Genomic DNA, 19,652 nt, shown 5'->3' with positions numbered 1-19,652 from the left:
GGCGACGGAGCCCCCGGCAGGGAAAGGGAATGGGCCGGCTGATACGCCGGGTTCTGTCACGGTGCGCTGCACCGCGGACGGCCATCTATCTCGGGACGACGTTGCCGCCGCCCTCCAGCGGTCTACCCGGGGACGAGACGAGCAGCCTCATGGTCCCCTGTCCGACCTTGCTCCGGGCGAGGTTTACCCAGCCGGCCGGGTCACCCCGGCCGCTGGTGGTCTCTTACACCACCGTTTCACCCTTACCTCAGGCCGAGGCCTGCGGCGGTCTGCTTTCTGTTGCACTTTCTCGCGGGTTGCCCCGGGTGGGTGTTACCCACCGCCCTGCTCTGCGGAGCCCGGACGTTCCTCGGCGGCCCGCTCTCGCGGACCGACGCGACCGTCTTGCCGACCCATTCCGGCCTCAACGATAGCGCAGCCGGCTGCGACGGCCTCGCGCACGGATCAGAAACCGGAGTCTTCTCCGCGGACCAGGATGGCCCCGCTGTCCGGGCAGAGTACGACCTCGTCGGCCGCAGCGCGGCGGATGTCCGCGAGATCCGACTCGGTCAGCGAGACGTTCGAGCCCATCGACACGCCGCGGATGAGGGCGGCCGCACCGATCCCGTAGCGGGCGCGCTGGCGCTCGTACAGCTCGATCAGGTCGGCCGGCAGAGCGCCCGCGATGGTGGAGCGGTCGGCGACGAGCGCCTTCCGCTGCGCCTCCAGCTTCGCCGCCTCCTCGTCGCGCTGCGCCTCCAGAACCTCGACGCGGGCGCTCAGCTCGGCCCGCTCGGCCTCCACAGCGGCGAGCGCCTGCTCCAGGCCCTCGACGCGCTCCATGACCGTGAGCTCGATCTCCTCGAGGTCGTTCTTGCGCTTGGTCAGCGAAGCCAGCTCCTGCTCGAGCGCCTGCACGTCCTTCATGGAGGCGCTCTGCTGCACCCGGTCGGAGTCGCGCTTGGCGCGCGCCTCGACGATCTCGACGTCCGACTCGATGCGCTCGAGCTCGGCGCGCGCGTCCTCCAGCTCACCGGTCGCGGAGATCCAGCGGGCGCGCAGCGCATCCACCTCGGGCTGGAGCTTCGCGAGCTCGACGGCCTGCGGCAGGTTCTTCGCGGCGTGCGCGAGCTGCGCCAGTCGCGTGTCGGCGGCTTGGAGGCGCAGGAGCTCGGTCTGGTCGGCGTGGCTGGCTTTCACAGTGCGGTGCTTCCTTACGTAATGGTGGTCATTGCAGGATGGCGAAATCCCAGGGGTCCGTCCGCAGCTCGCTGACGACGACCTCCACGCCGGGCAGGGCCGTACGCAGCTGCACGGCGGCGGTGTCGAGCCAGAGCCACTCACTCGCCCAATGGGACACGTCGAGGAGGGCGGGACCGCCGCCGACCGCAGCCTGCTCGCGCGCTTCGGAGGCGGGATGGTGGCGGAGGTCCGCGGTGATGTAGACGTCGGCTCCGCGCACGGCCTCGGTGGCGAGCAGCGAATCCCCCGCCCCTCCGCACACGGCGACGCGAGTGACCGGCTGCTGGTAGTCGCCGGCCGCGCGGACCCCGCCGGCGGTCGGCGGGAGGATCTCGGCGAGCGCACGCGCCAGCTGCCCGAGCGTCGTGGGCCGGGGCAGGTCGCCGACCCGTCCGATCCCCGTGACGCCGTCCGGCGAGGGTGCGATGGGACGCGTGTCGTGCAGCCCCAGGCGCGCGGCGAGCACATCGCTCGTGCCTTCGGTCACCACATCGGCCGTGGTGTGCGCGGCGTACAGAGCGACGCCGCCGCGGATCAGCCGGGCGAGCAGCGCGCCCTTGTAGCGGTCCTCCGCGATGCTCGTCACGCCGCGCAGGAGGAGCGGATGGTGCGCGATCAGCAGGTCGGCGGACAGTTCGACCGCCTCGTCGACCGTCGCCCCGACCGCGTCGACGGCGAGCAGGATGCGCTCGACCGCCGCGCCCGGATCGCCCGTGACGAGACCGGGTGCGTCCCAGCTCTCGGCACCGGCGAGCGGCCAGAGCTGCTCGACGGTGTCGCGGACGGAGGAGAGGGTGTTCGGCACGTCGTTCAGCCTACGGGATGCGCTCCCGCCCCGACCCTGCGGGTCAGGCGACCGCGAGCTCCTGATCGCGCACGGCGGGGACCGCGCTCACCAGGACACCGAAGAACCCGATCAGCAGCGCGATCACCACGCCGATGTTGCTCGCCCCGATCCCCGCGTGCGGGTCGATCCCCACCAGCCGGAACAGGTAGCCCTCCCACGCCAGCCAGGGCAGGGGCGAGCTGACCGTCCCCAGACCGATCACCGTTCCGCCGACCAGCAGGCCGAGGTTGGTCCAGCGCCAGTCCGGGTAGATGCCGCCGCGCGTCACGAGCGACGGCTGGTGGAACCGCCGGGTTCGCAGCATCATTTCCCCCGAGAACACCCCGACCCACGCGGCCACGGGCACCGAGAGCGCCGTCGGGACCCCGCGGATGACCGAGTCCAGGTCGGTCACGGTCGCGGCGAGGACACCCCCGGCGAGCGCGATCGCCCCGCCCGCGAGGAGGGTGCTCCGGCGTCGTCCGAGCCGCACGCCCAGCGCATCCACCGTGAAGCCGGCCGAGTACACGGTCAGGACGAGAGCGGAGATCAGGGACAGCCCGACGGCCAGCAGCAGCGGAACCGGGTACCAGGCCGGGAGCCCCAGCCCCACCAGGCCCGCCACCGGATCGCGGGCGAGCTCACCGGCGAGCTCCGGATGGGAGGCCGCGAGCAGACCGCCGTAGGAGACGAGCACGAACGGCGGGACGCCGGCGCCGAACGTCGCCCACAGCATCGCCGCCGCCCCGGACGAACGCGGCCGCTGATAGCGGGCGACCTCCGCGCTGCTCATCGCCCAGGCCAGCCCGACATAGCTGAAGACGAGCACGGCTCCGGTGGCCACGTGCGTCCAGAGCGCGTCCGGAACGGCCAGCGCCCGACCCACATCGACGAGCCGCCACGTCGCCGTGACCATCAGCGCGATCAGCACGGCGGAGGCGATCGTCAGGATCAGCTGCACCCGCGCCAGGAGCGCATACCCGAAGTAGGCGACCGCGACGGCGACCAGGATGGTGACGGCGAGCGCCCCCGAGGTGGCCGCGACGGGACTCCCCGGCCAGTTCTCGGCGGTCGTGAGCGAGCCGGCCGCCGAGCCGGCGAGCCACAACAGCACAGCACCCCAGAACAGCTTGACGACGAGGGCGATCACGGTCGGCAGGAGGTTGCCCAGCATCCCGAAGGTGGCGCGCGACACGACGAGGGTGGGCTGCCCGCTCCACTTGCCGGCGAGCGTCGCCAGCCCGAGGGGAAGGAACGACAGCGCCACGCCCACGAGCGTCGCGACGAGGAGCTGACGCAGGCTGAGCCCGAGGACGAACAGCGTCGCGCCCACGCCCACACTGATGAGGGAGGAGGTTCCGGCGAACCAGAGCCAGAACATCCGGGAGGCGCGCCCCACCCGCTGCTCGAGCGGAGTCGGTTCGAGGTCGGCCGCCTCGGGGACGAACAGGCGCAGGGCGGCGCGGTGTCCCGCCGGGAGAGTCGGGGCGACACCGGTCCGCGGGGGCTGGGGCGGGAGCGTGGCGGAGCCGGAGTTGCTGGATGCTGTGCCGAGTGCCGGCGCCGGCGGGTTCGGATCCCGATCCGGGTTCGTCCCCGTCTCCGGCTCCGGCTGCGGCTGCGGCTGCGGCTGCGTCTCCGGCTGCGGCTCCGGCTGCGGCTGCGGCTGCGTCTCCGGCTGCGTCTGGGGACCCGGAACAGCCAGGACGGGGATCGGCTGCGAATCACGCGGTGCGACATCCTCCGGGACGAACCCCAGTGGCTCGGCGCGATTCACCGGCTGGAAGGTCGGCGGCCGGACGGCGTCGCCCGCCGTACCCGAAGAACCCGCCGCACCCGAAGAACCCGCGGAACCCGCCGCGTGACGCCCCACCGCATCCCGCTGCACGATGATCGGGATGGCCGACGTGATCCGCGCCACCTCCTCCTCGAGCGCACTCGCCAGTTCGTCGTCGCTGTGCCGCTCGCCGCGCGCCCCGGGGTCCATGACGCCAGACTACGACGCGCCGTGACCCGGCAGCAGAGGGATCCGCCCGGCGAGCCGAAGTGCCCAGTAGCATCGGACTGTGAGCGGAATCGCAACCCCGTACGAGGACCTCCTGCGCGACGTCCTCGCGAACGGCACCCACAAATCCGACCGGACCGGCACCGGGACGCGCAGCGTCTTCGGCCGGCAGCTCCGCTTCGACCTGGCCGACGGCTTCCCGCTCATCACGACCAAGCGCGTCCATTTCAAGTCGATCGCCTACGAGCTGCTCTGGTTCCTGCGCGGCGAGAGCAACGTCGGCTGGCTGCGCGAGAACGGCGTCACCATCTGGGACGAGTGGGCCGACGAGGATGGCGAGCTCGGCCCGGTCTACGGCGTGCAGTGGCGCTCCTGGCCGGCACCCGACGGCCGGCACATCGACCAGATCCAGCAGGTCGTCGACACCCTCCGCAGCGACCCCGACTCGCGCCGGATCATCGTCTCCGCCTGGAACGTCGCCGAGATCCCCGACATGGCGCTCGCGCCCTGCCACGCCTTCTTCCAGTTCTACGTCGCCGACGGACGGCTCTCCTGCCAGCTCTATCAGCGCAGCGCCGACATGTTCCTCGGCGTGCCGTTCAACATCGCCAGCTACGCCCTGCTGACCATGATGGTCGCCCAGCAGGTGGGGCTGGAGCCGGGCGAGTTCGTCTGGACCGGCGGGGACGTGCACATCTACGACAACCACGTGGAGCAGGTGAACGAGCAGCTGACGCGCGACCCGTATCCGGCGCCGCGGCTCCGCTTCACCCGGAAGCCCGACAGCATCTTCGACTACCGCTTCGAGGACTTCGCCGTCGAGGACTACCGGCACCATCCCGCCATCCGCGCCGCCGTCGCCGTATGACCGTCGCGCTGATCTGGGCGCAGGCCCACGACCGCGTCATCGGCGTGGACGGCGTCATGCCGTGGCACCTGACGGAGGACCTCCGTCACTTCCGCGCCCTCACCGGCACCGACCCGGTGATCATGGGCCGGCGCACCTGGGAATCGCTCCCCGAGCGGTACCGGCCGCTCCCCGGCCGCGACAACATCGTCGTCACCCGCCAGGAGGGATGGGCTTCCCCGGGCGCGCGCGTGACGCACTCCATCGACGCGGCTCTTGCTGCCGCTGGGGACGCCTCCACGGTGTGGGTCATGGGCGGCGCGGAGCTCTACCGCCAGACCCTGGGCGTGGCCGACCGCCTCGAAGTGACCGAGCTCGACCTGGACGTCGCCGGCGACTCGCGCGCACCCGAGGTGGGGCCCGAGTGGACGGCGGACGCGGGCGAGTGGCTGACCGGATCGAACGGGATGCGCTACCGCTTCGTCACCTACACCCGCTGACCGGTCCGCTCGCTCTCCGACGAATCGGCCCGCCGCAGCCCTAGGAGGTCAGCCCGGCCACCAGGTTCACCGTGGCCGCGACGATGACGGTGCCGAACAGGTACGACAGCAGCGTGTGCCGGAGGATCGTCCGGCGGATGTACGAGCTCGTGATGTTCGTGTCGGAGACCTGGAACGTCATCCCGAGCGTGAAGGAGAGGTAGGCGAAATCGCTGTACCGCGGCGGCTCCTTCTGGTTGAAGTCGATCCCGCCGCCCTTCCGGTAGTACATGCGGGCGTAGCGCAGCGCGTAGAGGGTGTGCACGAGCGTCCAGGAGAGCGCGATGCTGACCACCGACAGCAGAGCGACGCCCAGCTGCGCGCCGCCGTGGAGGTGCCGGGCATCCACCAGGATGTAGACGATCGCCGCGACGCTCGCGCTCGACGCCAGCAGCAGCACGATGTCGGAGACGCGGCGGCCCGGGTCCTCGAGGGTCGCATGGCTCTCGGTCCCTGCCGCATCCATCCGCCACACCGACACCCACGCCCAGACGACGTAGACCAGGCACGCCGCAGCCCAGCCGGCGATGACCGAATAGTGCCAGTCGTCCACGAGGCCGTCCACCACGGTGACGGCCACGCCCGCCCCCAACGCGACGCCCATCCTGACGCGGGAACGTCCGCGTCCCTTCTGCAGTTCTTCGGTCACACTCGGGATGTTCGCACATGTCCCCTGGGCGCAGGCTCCAGCGCGCCGGTACGATCGTTCACGTGACCTCAGCAACGCTCTCGCCCTCTCCGCTGGCCGACCTCGACACCGACTCCTTGCGTGAGGCGCACGCCGCCTTCGCCCGCGCCTACGACGAGCTGAAGGCCGCCGGCCTGAAGCTCGACCTGACGCGTGGCAAGCCGTCGGCCGAGCAGCTGGACCTGTCGGACGATCTGCTGCACCTGCCCGACGGCCGCTTCCGGGATGCCGCGGGCACAGACCTGCGCAACTACGGCGGAGCGAGCGGGCTTCCGGAGCTGCGAGCGATCTTCTCGGACGCACTGCGCATCCCGGTGGAGCAGTTGCTCGCGCTCGGCAACTCGAGCCTCACGCTGATGCACGACACGATCGCGTTCGCGCTGCTGCACGGCGTCCCCGGCGCCGATCTTCCCTGGGCGGGCCGGCCGATCAGCTTCCTCGCGCCGGTTCCGGGGTACGACCGGCACTTCACGATCGCCGAACGCCTCGGCATCCGGCTGATCCCGGTGCCCAGCGACGACAACGGACCCGACGTCGAGGCCGTCGCCTCGCTGCTGGCCGCCGACGACAGCATCCGCGGGATGTTCTGCGTCCCCGTCTACTCCAACCCGACCGGAGCCGTGTACACCGAGGAGGTCGTCCGGGCGCTCGTCTCGCTGCCCGCTGCACCGGATTTCCGCCTCATCTGGGACAACGCGTACGCCGTCCATCACCTCACCGACGAGCGCCCGGAGCCGATCGACGTCCTCGCGCTGGCCGCCGAGGCCGGCAACCCGGACCGCCCGCTGGTCTTCGCCTCCACCTCCAAGGTGACCTACCCGGGCGCGGGCGTGGCGTTCTTCGGCGCCTCCGCCACGAACATCCAGTGGATGCTGCACAACCTCTCCGCTCAGAGCATCGGCCCGGACAAGCTCAACCAGCTCCGCCACGTCGAGCTGCTGAAGGATGCGGAGGGCCTCGCCGCCCACATGGACAAGCACCGCGCCATCCTGGCTCCGAAGTTCGCGGCGGTGGATGCGGCGTTCCGCGAGCGCCTGGCGCCGTGGGGCGGCGGGTCGTGGACGGCTCCGCGGGGCGGCTACTTCGTCAGCCTCGACATCGTCGACGGCGCGGCGAATCGTGCGGTCCAGCTGGCGAAAGAGGCCGGGATCGCGGTCACTCCGGCCGGGGCGACGTTCCCGTACGGCGACGACCCGCGCGACGCGAACATCCGCATCGCGCCGACGTTCCCGCCGCTCAGCGAGCTGACGACCGCGCTCGACGGCCTCTGCACGGCGATCCTGCTGGCCGAGGCCGAGACCCTGCTCGCCGATCGGGACTGACCGGATGACGCGGTGGGTCGTCCGCGCCAGTGTCGAGGAGGACTGGCCGGCGTACCAGGCCCTGCGCTTCGAGATGCTCCAGGACGCGCCCATCGCGTTCCTGGAGACGATCGAGCAGGCCCGCGCGCATCCCGACGAGCACTGGCGCAGGCGCGCCTCCAACGCGGTGCCGACGAACCGTCTGTTCGCCGCGGTGGCCGAGGACGGGCGGTGGCTCGGCAGCATGGGCGGATACCAGTCCGCGAACGCCCACGACCCCTACCTCGTCGGCGTCTACGTGACGCCTGCGTGGCGGGGCCGCGAGCACGGGATGACGGACGCGCTCCTCGACGCCGTGATCGCGTGGGCGCAGGGACGCGGCGAGCGCCTGCTGCTCGACGTCCACGAGGACAACGCGCCGGCGATCCGCGCCTACCTGCGGCGCGGGTTCGCCTTCACGGGCCGCACCCAGCCCTATCCGCTGGACCGGACCGCCCTCGAGCGCGAGATGTTCCTCCCGCTGCCCCCGATCCCCGCGTCCGGGTCCGCGAGCTCCTGAGTCCGGGCGGACGGGTCAGACCTCGCCGAAGCCGGTGTCCACGAGGTCGGCCAGCGCATCGACGGCGGGGCGGCCGCCCGGGTCGGCTGACGCGATCCGTGCGGTCGAACCAGCGGTCAGCCCCAGGGACATGATGCCCAGGAGGCTCTTCGCATCCTTGCCGTTGACGGTCACCTTCGACGGGAACGTGTTGGCCAGCTTGACGAACTCGGCCGCGGGGCGGGCGTGCAGGCCCTCCGGATTGCGGACCAGGACCTCGCGCTCGTAGGGACCGCCGGCGTCGGCGGGAGACTCGGCGGCCTCTGCCGCAGGCTTCGCGGCCCACGCATCCACCGCTCCCTCGGCGGCCGCGACGACCGCATCCAGAGTCCCACCCGACTCCGCAGCGACGGCGGCGGCGACCCCGCCCTCGACGAACGGCACATCGACGACGCGGACGCGAGAACGCTGCCCCTCGTCGAGCATGTCGAGCACTGTCTCGGCGGTCAGCAGCGCGGAGCCGAGGTCGCTGACGACCACGACCCCCTCGCCGCCGTCCGCCTCGGACACGCCGGACATCACCTTCGCGAAGCTGGTCCCGATCCCGTCGTCGTCCGTGCCGCCCGCGGCCACCAGCCGGACGGATCCCGCCATCTGGCGCGCGAGCTCCACCATCCCGGCCGCGATCTGCGAGCTGTGCGAGACGAAGACGATTCCGACCGTGGCGGTCATCCGGCCGCTCCAGCCGAACCGGACGCTCCGGACGCCCCGGACGCCCCGGACGCTCCGGACGGCCCGGATGCTCCAACCGCTTCCGCCGCCGCGCGCAGCAGCAACGCTGTGGACTGCGCTCCCGGGTCGCGGTGCCCGGCCGACCGCTCGCCGAGGTAGCTCGCGCGGCCCTTCCGGGCCACGAGCGGCTCGGTCGCCTCCGCACCCTTCTCCGCCGCCTCCGCTGCCGCCGCCAGGATGCCCGAGGCCGGCGCCCCGGACTCCTGCGCGGCGGAGGCGGCGTCGACCGCGGGCGTCCAGGCGTCGATCATGGTCTTGTCGCCGGGCTCCGCCTTGCCCCGGGAGACGATGCCGTCACGCGCCGCGGCAAGGACCGCCACGAGCTCCTTCTCGTCGATCGCGCCGGAATCGCCGACCGGGTCCGCCGCCTTCAGGAACGCCGTCCCGTACAGCGGGCCGGACGCGCCTCCGACCGTCGAGATCAGGGTCATGGCCACCGAGCGCAGCGCATCCTTCGGCGTCGCGTCCTCCGCCAGCTTGCCCAGCGCGTCGACGGACGCGCGCAGCCCGCGGTCCATGTTCTCGCCGTGATCGCCGTCGCCGATCTCCCGGTCGAGCGTGTTCAGCTCCTGCTTGTGCTCGCCGATGGATGCGGCGGCCCCGGCGATCCACGTCCGGATCCAGTTCGTGTCCAGCGTCATCGACGCCTCCTCCTCGTTCTCGGTCTCGGTGTCACGTCCGTCAGCGGGTACGACCGCGGCTCAGACGCCCCAGCGCAGCGCGGCCGTGTGGACCGGTGCGTCCCAGAGCGCGGTGAACTCGTCGTCCAGCTTCAGCACCGAGATGGATGCGCCCTGCATCTCCAGCGACGTGACATAGCTGCCCACCAGCGAGCGGCTCAGGGTGATGCCGCGCTCGTCCAGGATCTCGGCCGCCCGGCGGAACAGGATGTAGAGCTCCGACAGCGGCGTGCCGCCCATCCCGTTCACGAACAGCAGGACCGGCGAGCCGTCGAACGACAGGTCGCCGAGGATCGCATCCATCATCCGGTCCACCAGGCGGTCGGCCGGCTCCAGCTTGATCCGCTCGCGACCGGGCTCGCCGTGGATGCCGACACCGAACTCGATCTCGTCCTCCGGCAGCACGAAGCCGGGCTGTCCGGCGTGCGGGACGGTGCCGTCGGTCAGGGCGAGCCCGATCGAGCGGACGTTCGCGTTGACCCGCTCCGCGATGGCGGTCACCGTGTCGAGGTCGTCGCCCCGGTCGGCCGAGGCGCCGGCGATCTTCTCGACCAGCACGGTCCCGGCGACACCTCGGCGCCCCGCCGTGTAGAGCGAGTCCTGCACCGCGACGTCGTCGTTGGTGACCACGGAGCGCACCGTGATGCCCTCCGCCCCGACCAGGTCCGCTGCGGTCTCGAAGTTGAGCACGTCGCCCGTGTAGTTCTTCACGATGTGGAGGACGCCGGCTCCGCCGTCCGCGGCCTTGGTGGCCTCGACGATCGGGATCGGCGTCGGCGAGGTGAACACCTCGCCCGGAACGGCCGCATCCAGCATCCCCTTGCCGACGAAGCCCGCGTGAAGCGGTTCGTGGCCGCTGCCGCCGCCGCTGACGAGACCCACCTTCCCCCGCACCGGGCCGTCGGCTCGCGCCACGAACTTCGGATCCTGGGACACCCGGACGATGTCGGCGTGGGCCCGGCCGAAGCCGGCGAGGGACTCGGTGACGACGTCGGGTACGTCGTTGATGAGTTTCTTCATCGAAACCTCTCCTTCCATTCCGGTGGATGCCTCCACCGTGTCAGTGCGTCGCGGCCACCCACTCGTCGAGCTTCGCGGCCGCAGCCCCGGAGTCGATCGCGTGGGCCGCGACCGCCATTTGCGAACGGAACCGGTCCAGGATGGACTCCTGGACCCTCGACGGGTCGGACGCGAGCTCGAAGGAAACGAGCCCGGCCGCCGCGTTGAGCAGGACGATGTCGCGGACGGGGCCTTCCTGCCCTGCCAGCACGGCACGCACGACCGCCGCGTTGTACGCGGCGTCCTTCCCGAGCAGGTCCTCGATCCGCGCGCGGGGGATGCCCAGCTCGCGCGGGTCGATGTCGTGCTCGGTGACGAGGCCCCGGGAGACCTCCCAGACGTGGCTGTGACCGGTGGTCGACAGCTCGTCGAGCCCGTCGTCGCCGCGGAAGACCAGCGCGGTCGCGCCGCGGGTCTGGAACACGCCGACGATGAGCGGGATGCGGTCGAGCGCCGCCACGCCGACCGCCGACGCCTCGGGCCTCGCCGGGTTGCACAGCGGCCCGAGGTAGTTGAAGACGGTCGGCACGCCGAGTTGCGCCCGCACCGGCCCGGCATTGCCGAAACCCGGGTGGAAGGCGCTGGCGTAGGCGAAGGTGATCCCCACCTTCTGCAGCACCTCCGCCACGCGCTCGGCGGAGAGCGTGAGGTCGATGCCGAGGGCCGCCAGCACGTCCGACGAGCCGGACGACGAGCTCGCGGCCCTGTTCCCGTGCTTGATGACGGGGACGCCCGCTGCCGCGGCGACGATGGAGGCCGTGGTCGACACGTTCACGGTCCCGAACCGGTCGCCGCCGGTCCCGACGATGTCCAGCGCCATCGGATCGACGGGCAGCGGGACGGCGTGCTCGAGGATCGCGTCGCGGAAGCCGACGATCTCGTCCACGGTCTCGCCCTTGGCGCGCAGCGCGATGAGGAAGGCGGCCAGCTGCGCGTCGGTCGCCTCGCCGGTCATCACCTGGTCCATCGCCCACGCCGCGTCCGCCACGCTCAGGTGCTCTCCGGCCAGGAGAGCGGTCAGCACGGACGGCCAGGACTGCGCATGGGACATGAAGCGATCCTATCGGCGGGCGACACGCCACGGCGAGAGCCGCCGATCCGGCGGCCGCTGACCGGGTCTTAACCGGAATTCGGGCGGATTCAAGCCCCCTGGGTGGGAAAACCATGGGTTCTTTTCAGCCATAATGGGTTACGTGACGAGCACCTCCCTCAATTCTCCAGGACTGGCTCCCTCAGTCAGTGCGCCGGCGATCAACCGGCCCAATGTCGTGGCTGTCGGCACGATCGTGTGGCTCGGCTCGGAGGTGATGTTCTTCGCGGGCCTGTTCGCGATCTACTTCACCCTGAAGTCGACATCGCCGCAGCTGTGGACCGCCGAGACGCAGCACCTCAACGTCCCGTACGCGCTGACGAACACGATCGTCCTGGTGCTCAGCTCGGTCACGTGCCAGTTCGGTGTCTTCGCTGCCGAGCGCATGCAGCCGCGGCGGGTGGGCAGCCGGCTGCAGTTCTGGCGCTGGGGCATGGTCGAGTGGTTCACGCTGACCTACCTCATGGGCGCGGTCTTCGTGTCCGGCCAGGTGCTCGAGTACGCGACGCTCGTCTCCGAAGGCATCGCCCTCAGCGGCAACGCCTACGGCTCGGCCTTCTACCTGACGACCGGCTTCCACGCCCTGCACGTCACCGGCGGCCTCTTCGCCTTCCTCCTCGTCATCGGCCGCGTGTTCGCGGTCAAGATCTTCGGCCACAAGGAGGCGACCAGCGCGATCGTCGTCTCCTATTACTGGCACTTCGTCGACGTGGTGTGGATCGCCCTGTTCGCGGTCATCTACCTCATCCGATAGTGAACAGGAGCGTTCTTCACCCCATGCGTCCGAAAAACCGCAGCACGGCAGCGCCGGTCCGCTCGAGCAAGACAGCACGGAAGGCCGGTCGTCGTCACCCGCTGGCCACCGTCGCGCTCCTCGCCATCGGCCTGGGCCTGACCGGCGGCGCGTACGCCGCGTTCACGACCACCACGGCATCCGCCGACGAGCCCGCCGCCGCCACGAGCCAGAGCTCGGTCGACGAAGGCAAGAAGCTCTTCGAGTCGAACTGCGCCACCTGCCACGGCCTCCAGGCCCAGGGCTCGTCCGTCGCGCCCAGCCTGATCGGCGTCGGCGCGGCCGCCGTCGACTTCCAGGTCGGCACCGGCCGCATGCCGATGCAGATGCAGGGCCCGCAGGCGCAGGAGAAGCCGGTCCAGTTCACCGACGACCAGGTGAAGGCGCTGGCGGCCTACGTCGCCTCTCTGGCGCCCGGCCCCTCCATCCCGGAGCAGAAGTACCTGGACGGCAAGGGCAACGCCGCCCGCGGAGCCGAGCTGTTCCGCATCAACTGCGCGATGTGCCACAACGTCGCCGGCGCCGGCGGCGCGCTGACCGAGGGCAAGTACGCCCCGCCGCTGACCGGCGTCAGCGCACAGCACATCTACGAGGCCATGATCACCGGCCCGCAGAACATGCCGGTGTTCAACGACCTGAACATCTCGCCCCAGGGCAAGGCCGACATCATCACGTACCTGAAGTACATCCAGAACAACCCGTCCCCGGGCGGCTTCGAACTCGGCTCGCTCGGCCCGGTGGCCGAGGGCCTGTTCCTCTGGATCTTCGGTCTGGGCGCGATCGTCGCCCTCACCGTGTGGATCACGGCGAAATCCAATTAGCCCTTCGGGCAATCAGCCGGCACCAGGCACGACACAGCGTAAGAAGGAGAGCAATGGCACAGGACGAGAACGGCGGTCACGAGCTGACGCCCGCCAGTTCGTCTGCTGAGGAGCACCGGACCGGCGACCCCGGGACGGCGGTGATCATCCGCGACGCTGTCGAGAACCCCGGGTTCCCGCCGCACCGGCCGCGCGTCACCGACCTCGACCCGCGGAAGGAGCGGCGCGCAGAGCGCACCGTCTACACGCTCTTCTACCTGTCGATCGCGGGTTCCGTGTGGGCGGTCGCCGCCTACCTGGCGTTCCCGATCGTCGACAGCGACCCCGGGTCGGTCCGCCTGAACACGCTGTTCATCGGCCTCGGCGGCGCGCTCGCCCTCCTCGCCATCGGCATCGGCGCTGTCCACTGGGGCAAGGCGCTCATGCACGAGAAGGAAGGCGTCGACCTCCGCCACCCGGTGCGCGGGAGCGACGCCACGACGCTGCGCGCCGCGGAGATCTTCCGTCAGGCCGACGAGGAGTCCGGCTTCAACCGCCGCACCCTGGTGCGCAACAGCCTCATCGGTGCGCTCATCGCGTTCCCCCTCCCGGCCGTCGTCCTTTTCCGAGGCCTCGCGCCCCAGAACGTCGACCCGGTGGAGGCGCTCTCCCAGACCATGTGGGCCAAGGGCGTCCGCCTGACCCGCGACCCCAGCGGCACGCCGATCAAGGCGTCGGATGTGACGCTCGGCAGCGCATTCCACGTCATCCCGGAGGGCCTCCTCCAGGCGGACGACATGCTCGAGCAGAAGGCCAAGGCCGCCGTGCTGCTCATGCGCCTCAAGCCCGAGGACCTGCACGTCTCCAAGGGCCGCGAGACCTGGAACTACGACGGCATCGTCGCCTATTCCAAGATCTGCACGCACGTCGGGTGCCCGGTGGCGCTCTACGAGCAGCAGACCCACCACCTGCTCTGCCCGTGCCACCAGTCGCAGTTCGACATCACGCACGAAGCGCAGGTCATCTTCGGACCGGCGAAGCGGCCACTGCCGCAGCTGCCGATCACCGTCGACGCCGATGGCTACCTGGTCGCGCGCAGCGACTTCCACGAGCCCGTCGGCCCGAGCTTCTGGGAGCGCCATTGAGTACCACCACCGCCGCACCCGCGGCAACGAAGACGGCCTCCTCGGGAGGGTTCACGGCAGCGGCCGCGAACTACCTCGAAGACCGCACCAGCATCTCCGGGGCCGTCAAGGAGTTCGGCCGGAAGATCTTCCCCGACCACTGGTCCTTCCTCCTCGGCGAGATCGCGCTGTACAGCTTCATCGTCATCCTGCTGTCCGGTACCTTCCTCACGTTCTTCTTCCAGGCCTCCATGGCGGAGGTCGTCTACAACGGCTCGTACGTCCCGCTGAAAGGCATCTCGATGTCGTCGGCGATGCAGAGCACGCTGAACATCTCGTTCGAGGTGCGCGGCGGCCTGCTGGTCCGTCAGATCCACCACTGGGCGGCGCTGCTGTTCGTGGCGGCCATCGGCCTGCACATGCTGCGCATCTTCTTCACGGGGGCGTTCCGCAAGCCGCGTGAGCTCAACTGGATCATCGGCTTCGTGCTCTTCATCCTCGCGATGGCGGAGGGCTTCACCGGCTACTCGCTGCCGGACGACCTGCTCTCGGGCAACGGCCTCCGCATCATCGACGGCCTGGTGAAGGGCCTCCCGGTGGTCGGCACGTGGATCTCGTTCCTGCTCTTCGGCGGCGAGTTCCCGGGCACGGCGATCGTCGGACGCCTGTACACGCTGCACATCCTGCTGCTTCCCGCGCTGGTCGTGGCGTTCATCGCGTTGCACCTGATGTTCGTGGTCATCCACAAGCACACGCAGTACGCGGCCCCCGGCCGCACGCAGGGCAACGTGGTGGGGTACCCGGTCCTCCCGGTGTACGCGGCCAAGGCCGGCGGCTTCTTCTTCATCGTGTTCGGTGTCGTGGTGCTGATGGCCTCGCTGTTCACGATCAACCCGATCTGGAACTACGGCCCCTACGATCCATCACCCGTCTCGGCGGGCACCCAGCCGGACTGGTACATCGGCTTCGCGGACGGCGCGCTGCGCCTGGTCCCGCCGGGCTGGGAGTTCGTGTGGCTGGACCGCACCTGGTCGTTCAACATCATCGTGCCGGTGGCGATCCTCGGACTGTTCATCGTGACGGTCATGATCTACCCGTTCCTCGAGGCGTGGGTCACGGGCGACAAGCGCGAGCACCACATCCTGGACCGTCCGCGGAACGCCGCGACCCGCACCGCCATCGGCGCTGCCGGTGTCACGTTCTACGCGGTGTTCTGGGCGGCGGCGAGCTCGGACATCATCGCCACGCACTTCAAGCTGACGATGGAGGGTGTCATCCACACCCTCCAGGCACTGCTCTTCGTCGGGCCGGTGGTCGCGTACATCGTGACCAAGCGCGTCTGCCTGGCGCTGCAGAAGAAGGACCGCTCGATCGCCCTCCACGGCTACGAGAGCGGCCGCATCGTGAAGCTGCCCGGCGGCGAGTTCATCGAGGTGCACGAGCAGCTGAGCGACTACGAGCGCTGGCGTCTGATTTCGTACGAGACGTACGAGCCGCTGATGGTGCGCCCGAACCGCCGCGGCAAGATCACGGCGGCGAACCGGATGCGCGCGGGCCTGTCCCGCTGGTTCTTCGAGGACCGGATCCTGCCGCCCACCCGCGGCGAGCTCGAGTCGGGTCACGGACACCACTGACCGTCCCGTCTCACGGAAGCGCCGGCGCGTTGATTCGCGCCGGCGCTTCTGCGTTCGCTCTCTCCCGCTTTGGTAAGGTCTCCCCCGATGCCCGCTGACCTGAACCGCCTCGCGTCCTGGCTGCGCTGCCCGGTGTGCGCCGCGGACCTCGAACCCGTCGACCACCTGACCCTGGGCTGCGCAAACGGCCACCGCCACGACGTCAACAAACGCGGCTACGTCTCCCTGCTCGGCGGCGGCAGCAAGCACCTGGGTGACACGCCCGGGATGCTGGACGCGCGGGACCGCGTCCTCGAGGCCGGCGCCTACTCCCCCATCGCGGAGGCGGTCGCTGCAGCCACCGCCGGGACGCGGATCCTCGACGCCGGCGCCGGAACCGGCCACTACCTGCGCGCTGCGCTGACCGCCGTACCGTCGGCACTCGGTCTCGCCATGGACCTCTCGCCACAGGCGGTGGCCCGGGCTGTGCGTTCGTCGGACCGCATCGACGGGCTCGTCGCTGACACGTGGCGCCCCCTTCCCGTCCGGTCGGAGAATGCGGACACGATCCTCGATGTCTTCGCGCCGCGGAACCTGCCCGAGTTCCACCGTGTCCTCCGCCCGGGAGGGGTGCTGGTGGTCGTCGTGCCCCGTCCCGACCACCTCGGATCGCTGAGGGCCGGGGGGACGATGCTCGACATCCCGTCCGATAAGGCAGAGGACGTCATTGCCACGTCAGAGGCCCTGTACGCCCTTCAGACGCGCGAACCCGTCGGGTACGACTTAGCACTCACGGACGACCTCGCCGCCGCTCTGGCGGGCATGGGCCCGTCGGCGCGCCACACGGTGCCCGCGGGTGCGATGGGCGGGGGCGCGGTGGGCGCGGGCGCGGGCGCGACGGGCGGAGGCGCGGCGGGCGCGGGCGCGGTGGGCGGAGGCGCCGCGGGCGAGGGCGCGGCGGGCGCGGCCGCGGGCGCCGGCACCCCCGAGACGACCCGCGTCTCCGTCGACGTCCTCCGCCTCGTCCGCCGCTGACGCCTGCACGGCACACACGACCCGCGTCATCGACGTCCTCCGCTGCGTCTACCGGTGACGCCTGCACGCACACACACGACCGGCGTCATGGACGTCCTCCGCTGCGCCCGCCGCTGACGAACGAGCACCCCCGCCACGACACACATCTGCGTCGAGGTCCTCCGCCGATGCCGGCACCGCATCCACTGGTCCCGACATGCCGTGTCGGCACGTTCGAAACGGCATGTTGGGACCACCAGATTGGATCCGTGGGACGCAACACGCCCTAGGCGACGCGCGTGACCGCGTGTTGCGTCCCACGGATGGCGCCCTCGACGCCAAAGCGCCGCGTTCCACGGATGCGACCCTCGACACCGAAGGACCGCATCCACTGGTCCCAACATGCCGTTTCGGCACTTTCAAAACGGCATGTTGGGACCACCAGATTGGATCCGTGGGACGGATGGCGCCCTCGACGCCAAAGGGCCGCCTCCCGGAGGAGACGGCCCCATGTACGAGGTACGCGGTGCGACGTGCGGGTCAGCGGGCGAAGTAGCCGCGGTAGTACTCGTAGACCCAGCCGACGAGGCAGACGAGGGCGAAGGCGACGCCGATGAAGCAGATCCAGAAGCCCACGGCGAGGCCGAGGATGACCAGCCCCGCACCGACGGCGAGGGAGAACGGCCACCAGCTCCACGGGCTGAAGTGCCCGAGTTCGGGATCGCCGTCGTCGATGTTCGCGTCGAGGCGGTCCTCCGGCAGCTCACCGCCCTGCGAGGCGTGCGAGCGGCCCACGTAGAAGGCGATGAACGCCGAGAGGATGGCCGCGAGCAGCATGCCGACGGTGCCCACCCACTCCACATTGCGGTGGAACTCGTCGAGCAGGTTCCACAGCGTGTAGACGACGGACGACAGGACGAAGAAGATCGAAAGGATCCAGAACAGGATCGCATTGGCGCGCATGGGTTACCTCACCTCGTCGTTCGCGATGTCGTGCACGGGGGCTTGCGGGGCGTCCTTGGCCGCACCGATCCCGATCGGGATGCCCGCCTCGGGGTGGTTCAGGTCGAAGGCCGGCGACTCCGAGCGGATGCGCGGGATCGACGTGAAGTTGTGCCGCGGGGGCGGGCAGCTGGTCGCCCACTCGAGCGAGCGGCCGTAGCCCCACGGGTCGTTCACGGTGACCTTCGGCGCGTTGCGCGCGGTGAGGTAGACGTTCACGAAGAACGGGATCATCGAGATGGCGAGGATGCCCGCACCGATCGACGACACCTGGTTCATCCACGTGAAGCCGTCCGACGGCAGGTAGGTCGCGTACCGTCGCGGCATACCGACCACGCCCAGCCAGTGCTGGATCAGGAAGGTCGTGTGGAAGCCGATGAACAGCAGCCAGAAGTGCCACTTGCCCAGCCGGTCGTTGAGCATCTTGCCCGTCCACTTGGGCCACCAGAAGTAGAAGCCGGCGAACATCGCGAAGACGACCGTGCCGAACACGACGTAGTGGAAGTGCGCCACCACGAAGTACGTGTCCGAGACGTGGAAGTCGAGCGGCGGGGACGCCAGGATGACGCCGGTCAGACCACCGAAGGTGAAGGTGATGAGGAAGCCGATCGACCACAGCATCGGCGACTCGAAGGTGAGCGACCCGCGCCACATCGTGCCGATCCAGTTGAAGATCTTCACGCCGGTCGGAACCGCGATGAGCATGGTCATCAGCGAGAACCAGGGCAGCAGCACCGATCCGGTGACGTACATGTGGTGCGCCCACACGGTGACCGACAGGGCCGCGATCGAGATGGTCGCGTAGACCAGCGTCTTGTACCCGAAGATCGGCTTGCGGCTGAACACCGGGAAGATCTCGGACACGATGCCGAAGAACGGCAGGGCGATGATGTACACCTCGGGATGCCCGAAGAACCAGAACAGGTGCTGCCAGAGCAGGGCTCCGCCGTTGGCCGCATCGTAGATGTGCGCATCGAACACACGGTCGGCGGCCAGCGCGAACAGCGCAGCGGCCAGCACCGGGAAGGCCATCAGCACGAGGATCGAGGTCACCAGGGTGTTCCAGGTGAAGATCGGCATCCGGAACATGGTCATGCCCGGGGCGCGCATCGTGATGATCGTGGTGATGAAGTTCACCGCGCCGAGGATGGTTCCGAAGCCCGAGAGGCCGAGGCCGAGCACCCAGAGGTTGCCGCCGAGCCCGGGCGAGAACGTCGTGCTCGACAGCGGCGCGTAGGCGAACCATCCGAACGAGGCGGCGCCCTGCGGGGTGAGGAAGCCGGCGACGGCGATCAGCGAGCCGAACGAGTAGAACCAGTACGCCAGCGCGTTCAGCCTCGGGAAGGCCACGTCGGGCGCGCCGATCTGCAGCGGCATGAGCACGTTGGCGAAGCCCGCGAACAGCGGCGTCGCGAACATCAGCAGCATGATCGTGCCGTGCATCGTGAAGAGCTGGTTGTACTGCTCCCTGGTCTGCACCACCTGGAGACCCGGCTCGAACAGCTGGGCGCGGATGATGAGGGCCATCACGCCGCCGATGAGGAAGTACACGAACGAGGAGATCAGGTACATGTACCCGATGGTCTTGTGATCCGTCGACGTGATGTAGTTCACGAGGATGTTGCCCTTGCGGGCCGCACCGTTCGCGGTGAGGATCGTGGACGCAGGCCTCGGAGCCGCGGTGGCTCCCGGTGCGGGTGCTGTCGTCGTCATCAGTCTG

19 protein-coding genes and 1 other RNA gene are annotated in these 19,652 nt (G+C 70.0%); 9 read left to right on the top strand and 11 right to left on the bottom strand.

Annotation, left to right across the window (positions count from 1 at the left end):
- Positions 1-26: 26 nt before the first annotated feature.
- From rnpB to BM287_RS08975, 4 genes are all read right to left on the bottom strand, one after another.
- An RNA gene (gene rnpB, locus BM287_RS08990) (RNase P RNA component class A) lies at positions 27-395 on the bottom strand.
- Positions 396-444: 49 nt separating this feature from the next.
- A complete protein-coding gene (locus tag BM287_RS08985) occupies positions 445-1,179 on the bottom strand; it encodes a zinc ribbon domain-containing protein (protein ID WP_090038547.1) in 735 nt (244 codons plus the stop codon).
- 28 nt (positions 1,180-1,207) lie between these two features.
- The gene (locus BM287_RS08980; RefSeq protein ID WP_090038550.1) at positions 1,208-2,026 is read right to left on the bottom strand and encodes a Nif3-like dinuclear metal center hexameric protein; all 819 of its coding nucleotides are present in this window, start codon (positions 2,024-2,026) and stop codon (positions 1,208-1,210) included.
- A gap of 43 nt (positions 2,027-2,069) precedes the next feature.
- Positions 2,070-4,034: a purine-cytosine permease family protein gene (locus tag BM287_RS08975; RefSeq protein ID WP_090038552.1), complete on the bottom strand. Its 1,965-nt coding sequence runs from the start codon at positions 4,032-4,034 to the stop codon at positions 2,070-2,072.
- Between the two features lie 79 nt (positions 4,035-4,113).
- Here BM287_RS08975 and BM287_RS08970 point away from each other — a divergent pair, with 79 nt between their 5' ends.
- Positions 4,114-4,920 carry a thymidylate synthase gene (locus tag BM287_RS08970; protein ID WP_090038554.1) on the top strand — a complete coding sequence of 269 codons (807 nt, stop codon included), beginning with the start codon at positions 4,114-4,116 and terminating at the stop codon, positions 4,918-4,920.
- Positions 4,917-5,399, top strand: coding sequence for a dihydrofolate reductase (locus tag BM287_RS08965; RefSeq protein ID WP_090038560.1), 483 nt, complete (start codon positions 4,917-4,919; stop codon positions 5,397-5,399). The genes BM287_RS08970 and BM287_RS08965 overlap by 4 nt, the downstream gene beginning before the upstream one ends.
- Positions 5,400-5,439: 40 nt before the next feature.
- Here the strand turns inward: BM287_RS08965 and BM287_RS08960 are convergent, their stop codons facing one another.
- Positions 5,440-6,087 (bottom strand): DUF1345 domain-containing protein, encoded by a 648-nt coding sequence (locus tag BM287_RS08960; RefSeq protein WP_244528093.1) that lies wholly within the window; start codon positions 6,085-6,087, stop codon positions 5,440-5,442.
- Between the two features lie 62 nt (positions 6,088-6,149).
- Between BM287_RS08960 and BM287_RS08955 the strand changes: the two genes are divergently transcribed.
- Positions 6,150-7,448 (top strand): aspartate aminotransferase type Ic, encoded by a 1,299-nt coding sequence (locus BM287_RS08955; RefSeq protein ID WP_244528092.1) that lies wholly within the window; start codon positions 6,150-6,152, stop codon positions 7,446-7,448.
- Between the two features lie 4 nt (positions 7,449-7,452).
- Complete coding sequence (locus BM287_RS08950) at positions 7,453-7,986, top strand: GNAT family N-acetyltransferase (RefSeq protein WP_090038565.1); 534 nt, start codon at positions 7,453-7,455, stop codon at positions 7,984-7,986.
- A 15-nt stretch (positions 7,987-8,001) separates the two neighbouring features.
- On the opposite strand, the gene dhaM is transcribed toward BM287_RS08950, so the two are convergent.
- From dhaM to trpD, 4 genes are read right to left on the bottom strand one after another with little or no spacing between them, the layout of a single operon-like run.
- On the bottom strand, positions 8,002-8,697 hold the full coding sequence (dhaM, locus tag BM287_RS08945) for a dihydroxyacetone kinase phosphoryl donor subunit DhaM (protein ID WP_090038568.1): 696 nt from the start codon (positions 8,695-8,697) through the stop codon (positions 8,002-8,004).
- A complete protein-coding gene (dhaL, locus tag BM287_RS08940; protein ID WP_090038570.1) occupies positions 8,694-9,398 on the bottom strand; it encodes a dihydroxyacetone kinase subunit DhaL in 705 nt (234 codons plus the stop codon). Before dhaL ends, dhaM begins: the two co-directional genes overlap by 4 nt.
- 60 nt (positions 9,399-9,458) lie before the next feature.
- Positions 9,459-10,457, bottom strand: a complete 999-nt coding sequence (dhaK, locus tag BM287_RS08935) for a dihydroxyacetone kinase subunit DhaK (protein WP_090038573.1) — start codon at positions 10,455-10,457, stop codon at positions 9,459-9,461.
- A gap of 40 nt (positions 10,458-10,497) precedes the next feature.
- The gene (gene trpD / locus BM287_RS08930) at positions 10,498-11,547 is read right to left on the bottom strand and encodes an anthranilate phosphoribosyltransferase (protein ID WP_090038575.1); all 1,050 of its coding nucleotides are present in this window, start codon (positions 11,545-11,547) and stop codon (positions 10,498-10,500) included.
- A gap of 133 nt (positions 11,548-11,680) precedes the next feature.
- Between trpD and BM287_RS08925 the strand changes: the two genes are divergently transcribed.
- The 5 genes from BM287_RS08925 to BM287_RS08905 all read left to right on the top strand — a co-directional run bounded on the left by BM287_RS08925 (position 11,681) and on the right by BM287_RS08905 (position 16,951).
- Entirely contained in the window at positions 11,681-12,340 is a 660-nt protein-coding gene (locus BM287_RS08925) for an aa3-type cytochrome oxidase subunit III (RefSeq protein WP_170857491.1), read from the top strand.
- A 23-nt stretch (positions 12,341-12,363) separates the two neighbouring features.
- Positions 12,364-13,200 (top strand): cytochrome bc1 complex diheme cytochrome c subunit, encoded by an 837-nt coding sequence (locus tag BM287_RS08920; RefSeq protein WP_090038580.1) that lies wholly within the window; start codon positions 12,364-12,366, stop codon positions 13,198-13,200.
- A 53-nt stretch (positions 13,201-13,253) separates the two neighbouring features.
- A complete protein-coding gene (locus BM287_RS08915) occupies positions 13,254-14,324 on the top strand; it encodes a cytochrome bc1 complex Rieske iron-sulfur subunit (protein WP_090038582.1) in 1,071 nt (356 codons plus the stop codon).
- A complete protein-coding gene (locus tag BM287_RS08910; RefSeq protein ID WP_090038585.1) occupies positions 14,321-15,937 on the top strand; it encodes a cytochrome bc1 complex cytochrome b subunit in 1,617 nt (538 codons plus the stop codon). The genes BM287_RS08915 and BM287_RS08910 overlap by 4 nt, the downstream gene beginning before the upstream one ends.
- An 87-nt stretch (positions 15,938-16,024) precedes the next feature.
- Positions 16,025-16,951, top strand: coding sequence for a methyltransferase domain-containing protein (locus BM287_RS08905; protein ID WP_244528090.1), 927 nt, complete (start codon positions 16,025-16,027; stop codon positions 16,949-16,951).
- A 519-nt stretch (positions 16,952-17,470) separates the two neighbouring features.
- Here the strand turns inward: BM287_RS08905 and BM287_RS08900 are convergent.
- Both BM287_RS08900 and ctaD read right to left on the bottom strand, forming a co-directional pair.
- The gene (locus tag BM287_RS08900; protein ID WP_090038588.1) at positions 17,471-17,893 is read right to left on the bottom strand and encodes a cytochrome c oxidase subunit 4; all 423 of its coding nucleotides are present in this window, start codon (positions 17,891-17,893) and stop codon (positions 17,471-17,473) included.
- Positions 17,894-17,896: 3 nt separating this feature from the next.
- Positions 17,897-19,645: an aa3-type cytochrome oxidase subunit I gene (gene ctaD / locus BM287_RS08895; protein WP_090038591.1), complete on the bottom strand. Its 1,749-nt coding sequence runs from the start codon at positions 19,643-19,645 to the stop codon at positions 17,897-17,899.
- Positions 19,646-19,652: the final 7 nt, after the last annotated feature.

Source organism: Leifsonia sp. CL147, assembly GCF_900114565.1.
In the GTDB taxonomy this organism is placed as follows: domain Bacteria; phylum Actinomycetota; class Actinomycetes; order Actinomycetales; family Microbacteriaceae; genus Leifsonia.
The sequence above is the reverse complement of the archived record's forward strand: the minus strand, read 5'-3'. Positions and strand labels throughout refer to the sequence as shown.

What these genes read in the sequence shown, in the direction of transcription:
- BM287_RS08975 (WP_090038552.1), bottom strand. Translation starts at nt 4,034, where the DNA reads ATGGACCCCGGGGCGCGCGGCGAGCGGCACAGCGACGACGAACTGGCG.
- BM287_RS08965 (WP_090038560.1), top strand. Translation starts at nt 4,917, where the DNA reads ATGACCGTCGCGCTGATCTGGGCGCAGGCCCACGACCGCGTCATCGGC.
- BM287_RS08950 (WP_090038565.1), top strand. Translation starts at nt 7,453, where the DNA reads ATGACGCGGTGGGTCGTCCGCGCCAGTGTCGAGGAGGACTGGCCGGCG.
- dhaM (WP_090038568.1), bottom strand. Translation starts at nt 8,697, where the DNA reads ATGACCGCCACGGTCGGAATCGTCTTCGTCTCGCACAGCTCGCAGATC.
- dhaL (WP_090038570.1), bottom strand. Translation starts at nt 9,398, where the DNA reads ATGACGCTGGACACGAACTGGATCCGGACGTGGATCGCCGGGGCCGCC.
- dhaK (WP_090038573.1), bottom strand. Translation starts at nt 10,457, where the DNA reads ATGAAGAAACTCATCAACGACGTACCCGACGTCGTCACCGAGTCCCTC.
- trpD (WP_090038575.1), bottom strand. Translation starts at nt 11,547, where the DNA reads ATGTCCCATGCGCAGTCCTGGCCGTCCGTGCTGACCGCTCTCCTGGCC.
- BM287_RS08925 (WP_170857491.1), top strand. Translation starts at nt 11,681, where the DNA reads ATGGGTTACGTGACGAGCACCTCCCTCAATTCTCCAGGACTGGCTCCC.
- BM287_RS08920 (WP_090038580.1), top strand. Translation starts at nt 12,364, where the DNA reads ATGCGTCCGAAAAACCGCAGCACGGCAGCGCCGGTCCGCTCGAGCAAG.
- BM287_RS08915 (WP_090038582.1), top strand. Translation starts at nt 13,254, where the DNA reads ATGGCACAGGACGAGAACGGCGGTCACGAGCTGACGCCCGCCAGTTCG.
- BM287_RS08905 (WP_244528090.1), top strand. Translation starts at nt 16,025, where the DNA reads ATGCCCGCTGACCTGAACCGCCTCGCGTCCTGGCTGCGCTGCCCGGTG.
- BM287_RS08900 (WP_090038588.1), bottom strand. Translation starts at nt 17,893, where the DNA reads ATGCGCGCCAATGCGATCCTGTTCTGGATCCTTTCGATCTTCTTCGTC.
- ctaD (WP_090038591.1), bottom strand. Translation starts at nt 19,645, where the DNA reads ATGACGACGACAGCACCCGCACCGGGAGCCACCGCGGCTCCGAGGCCT.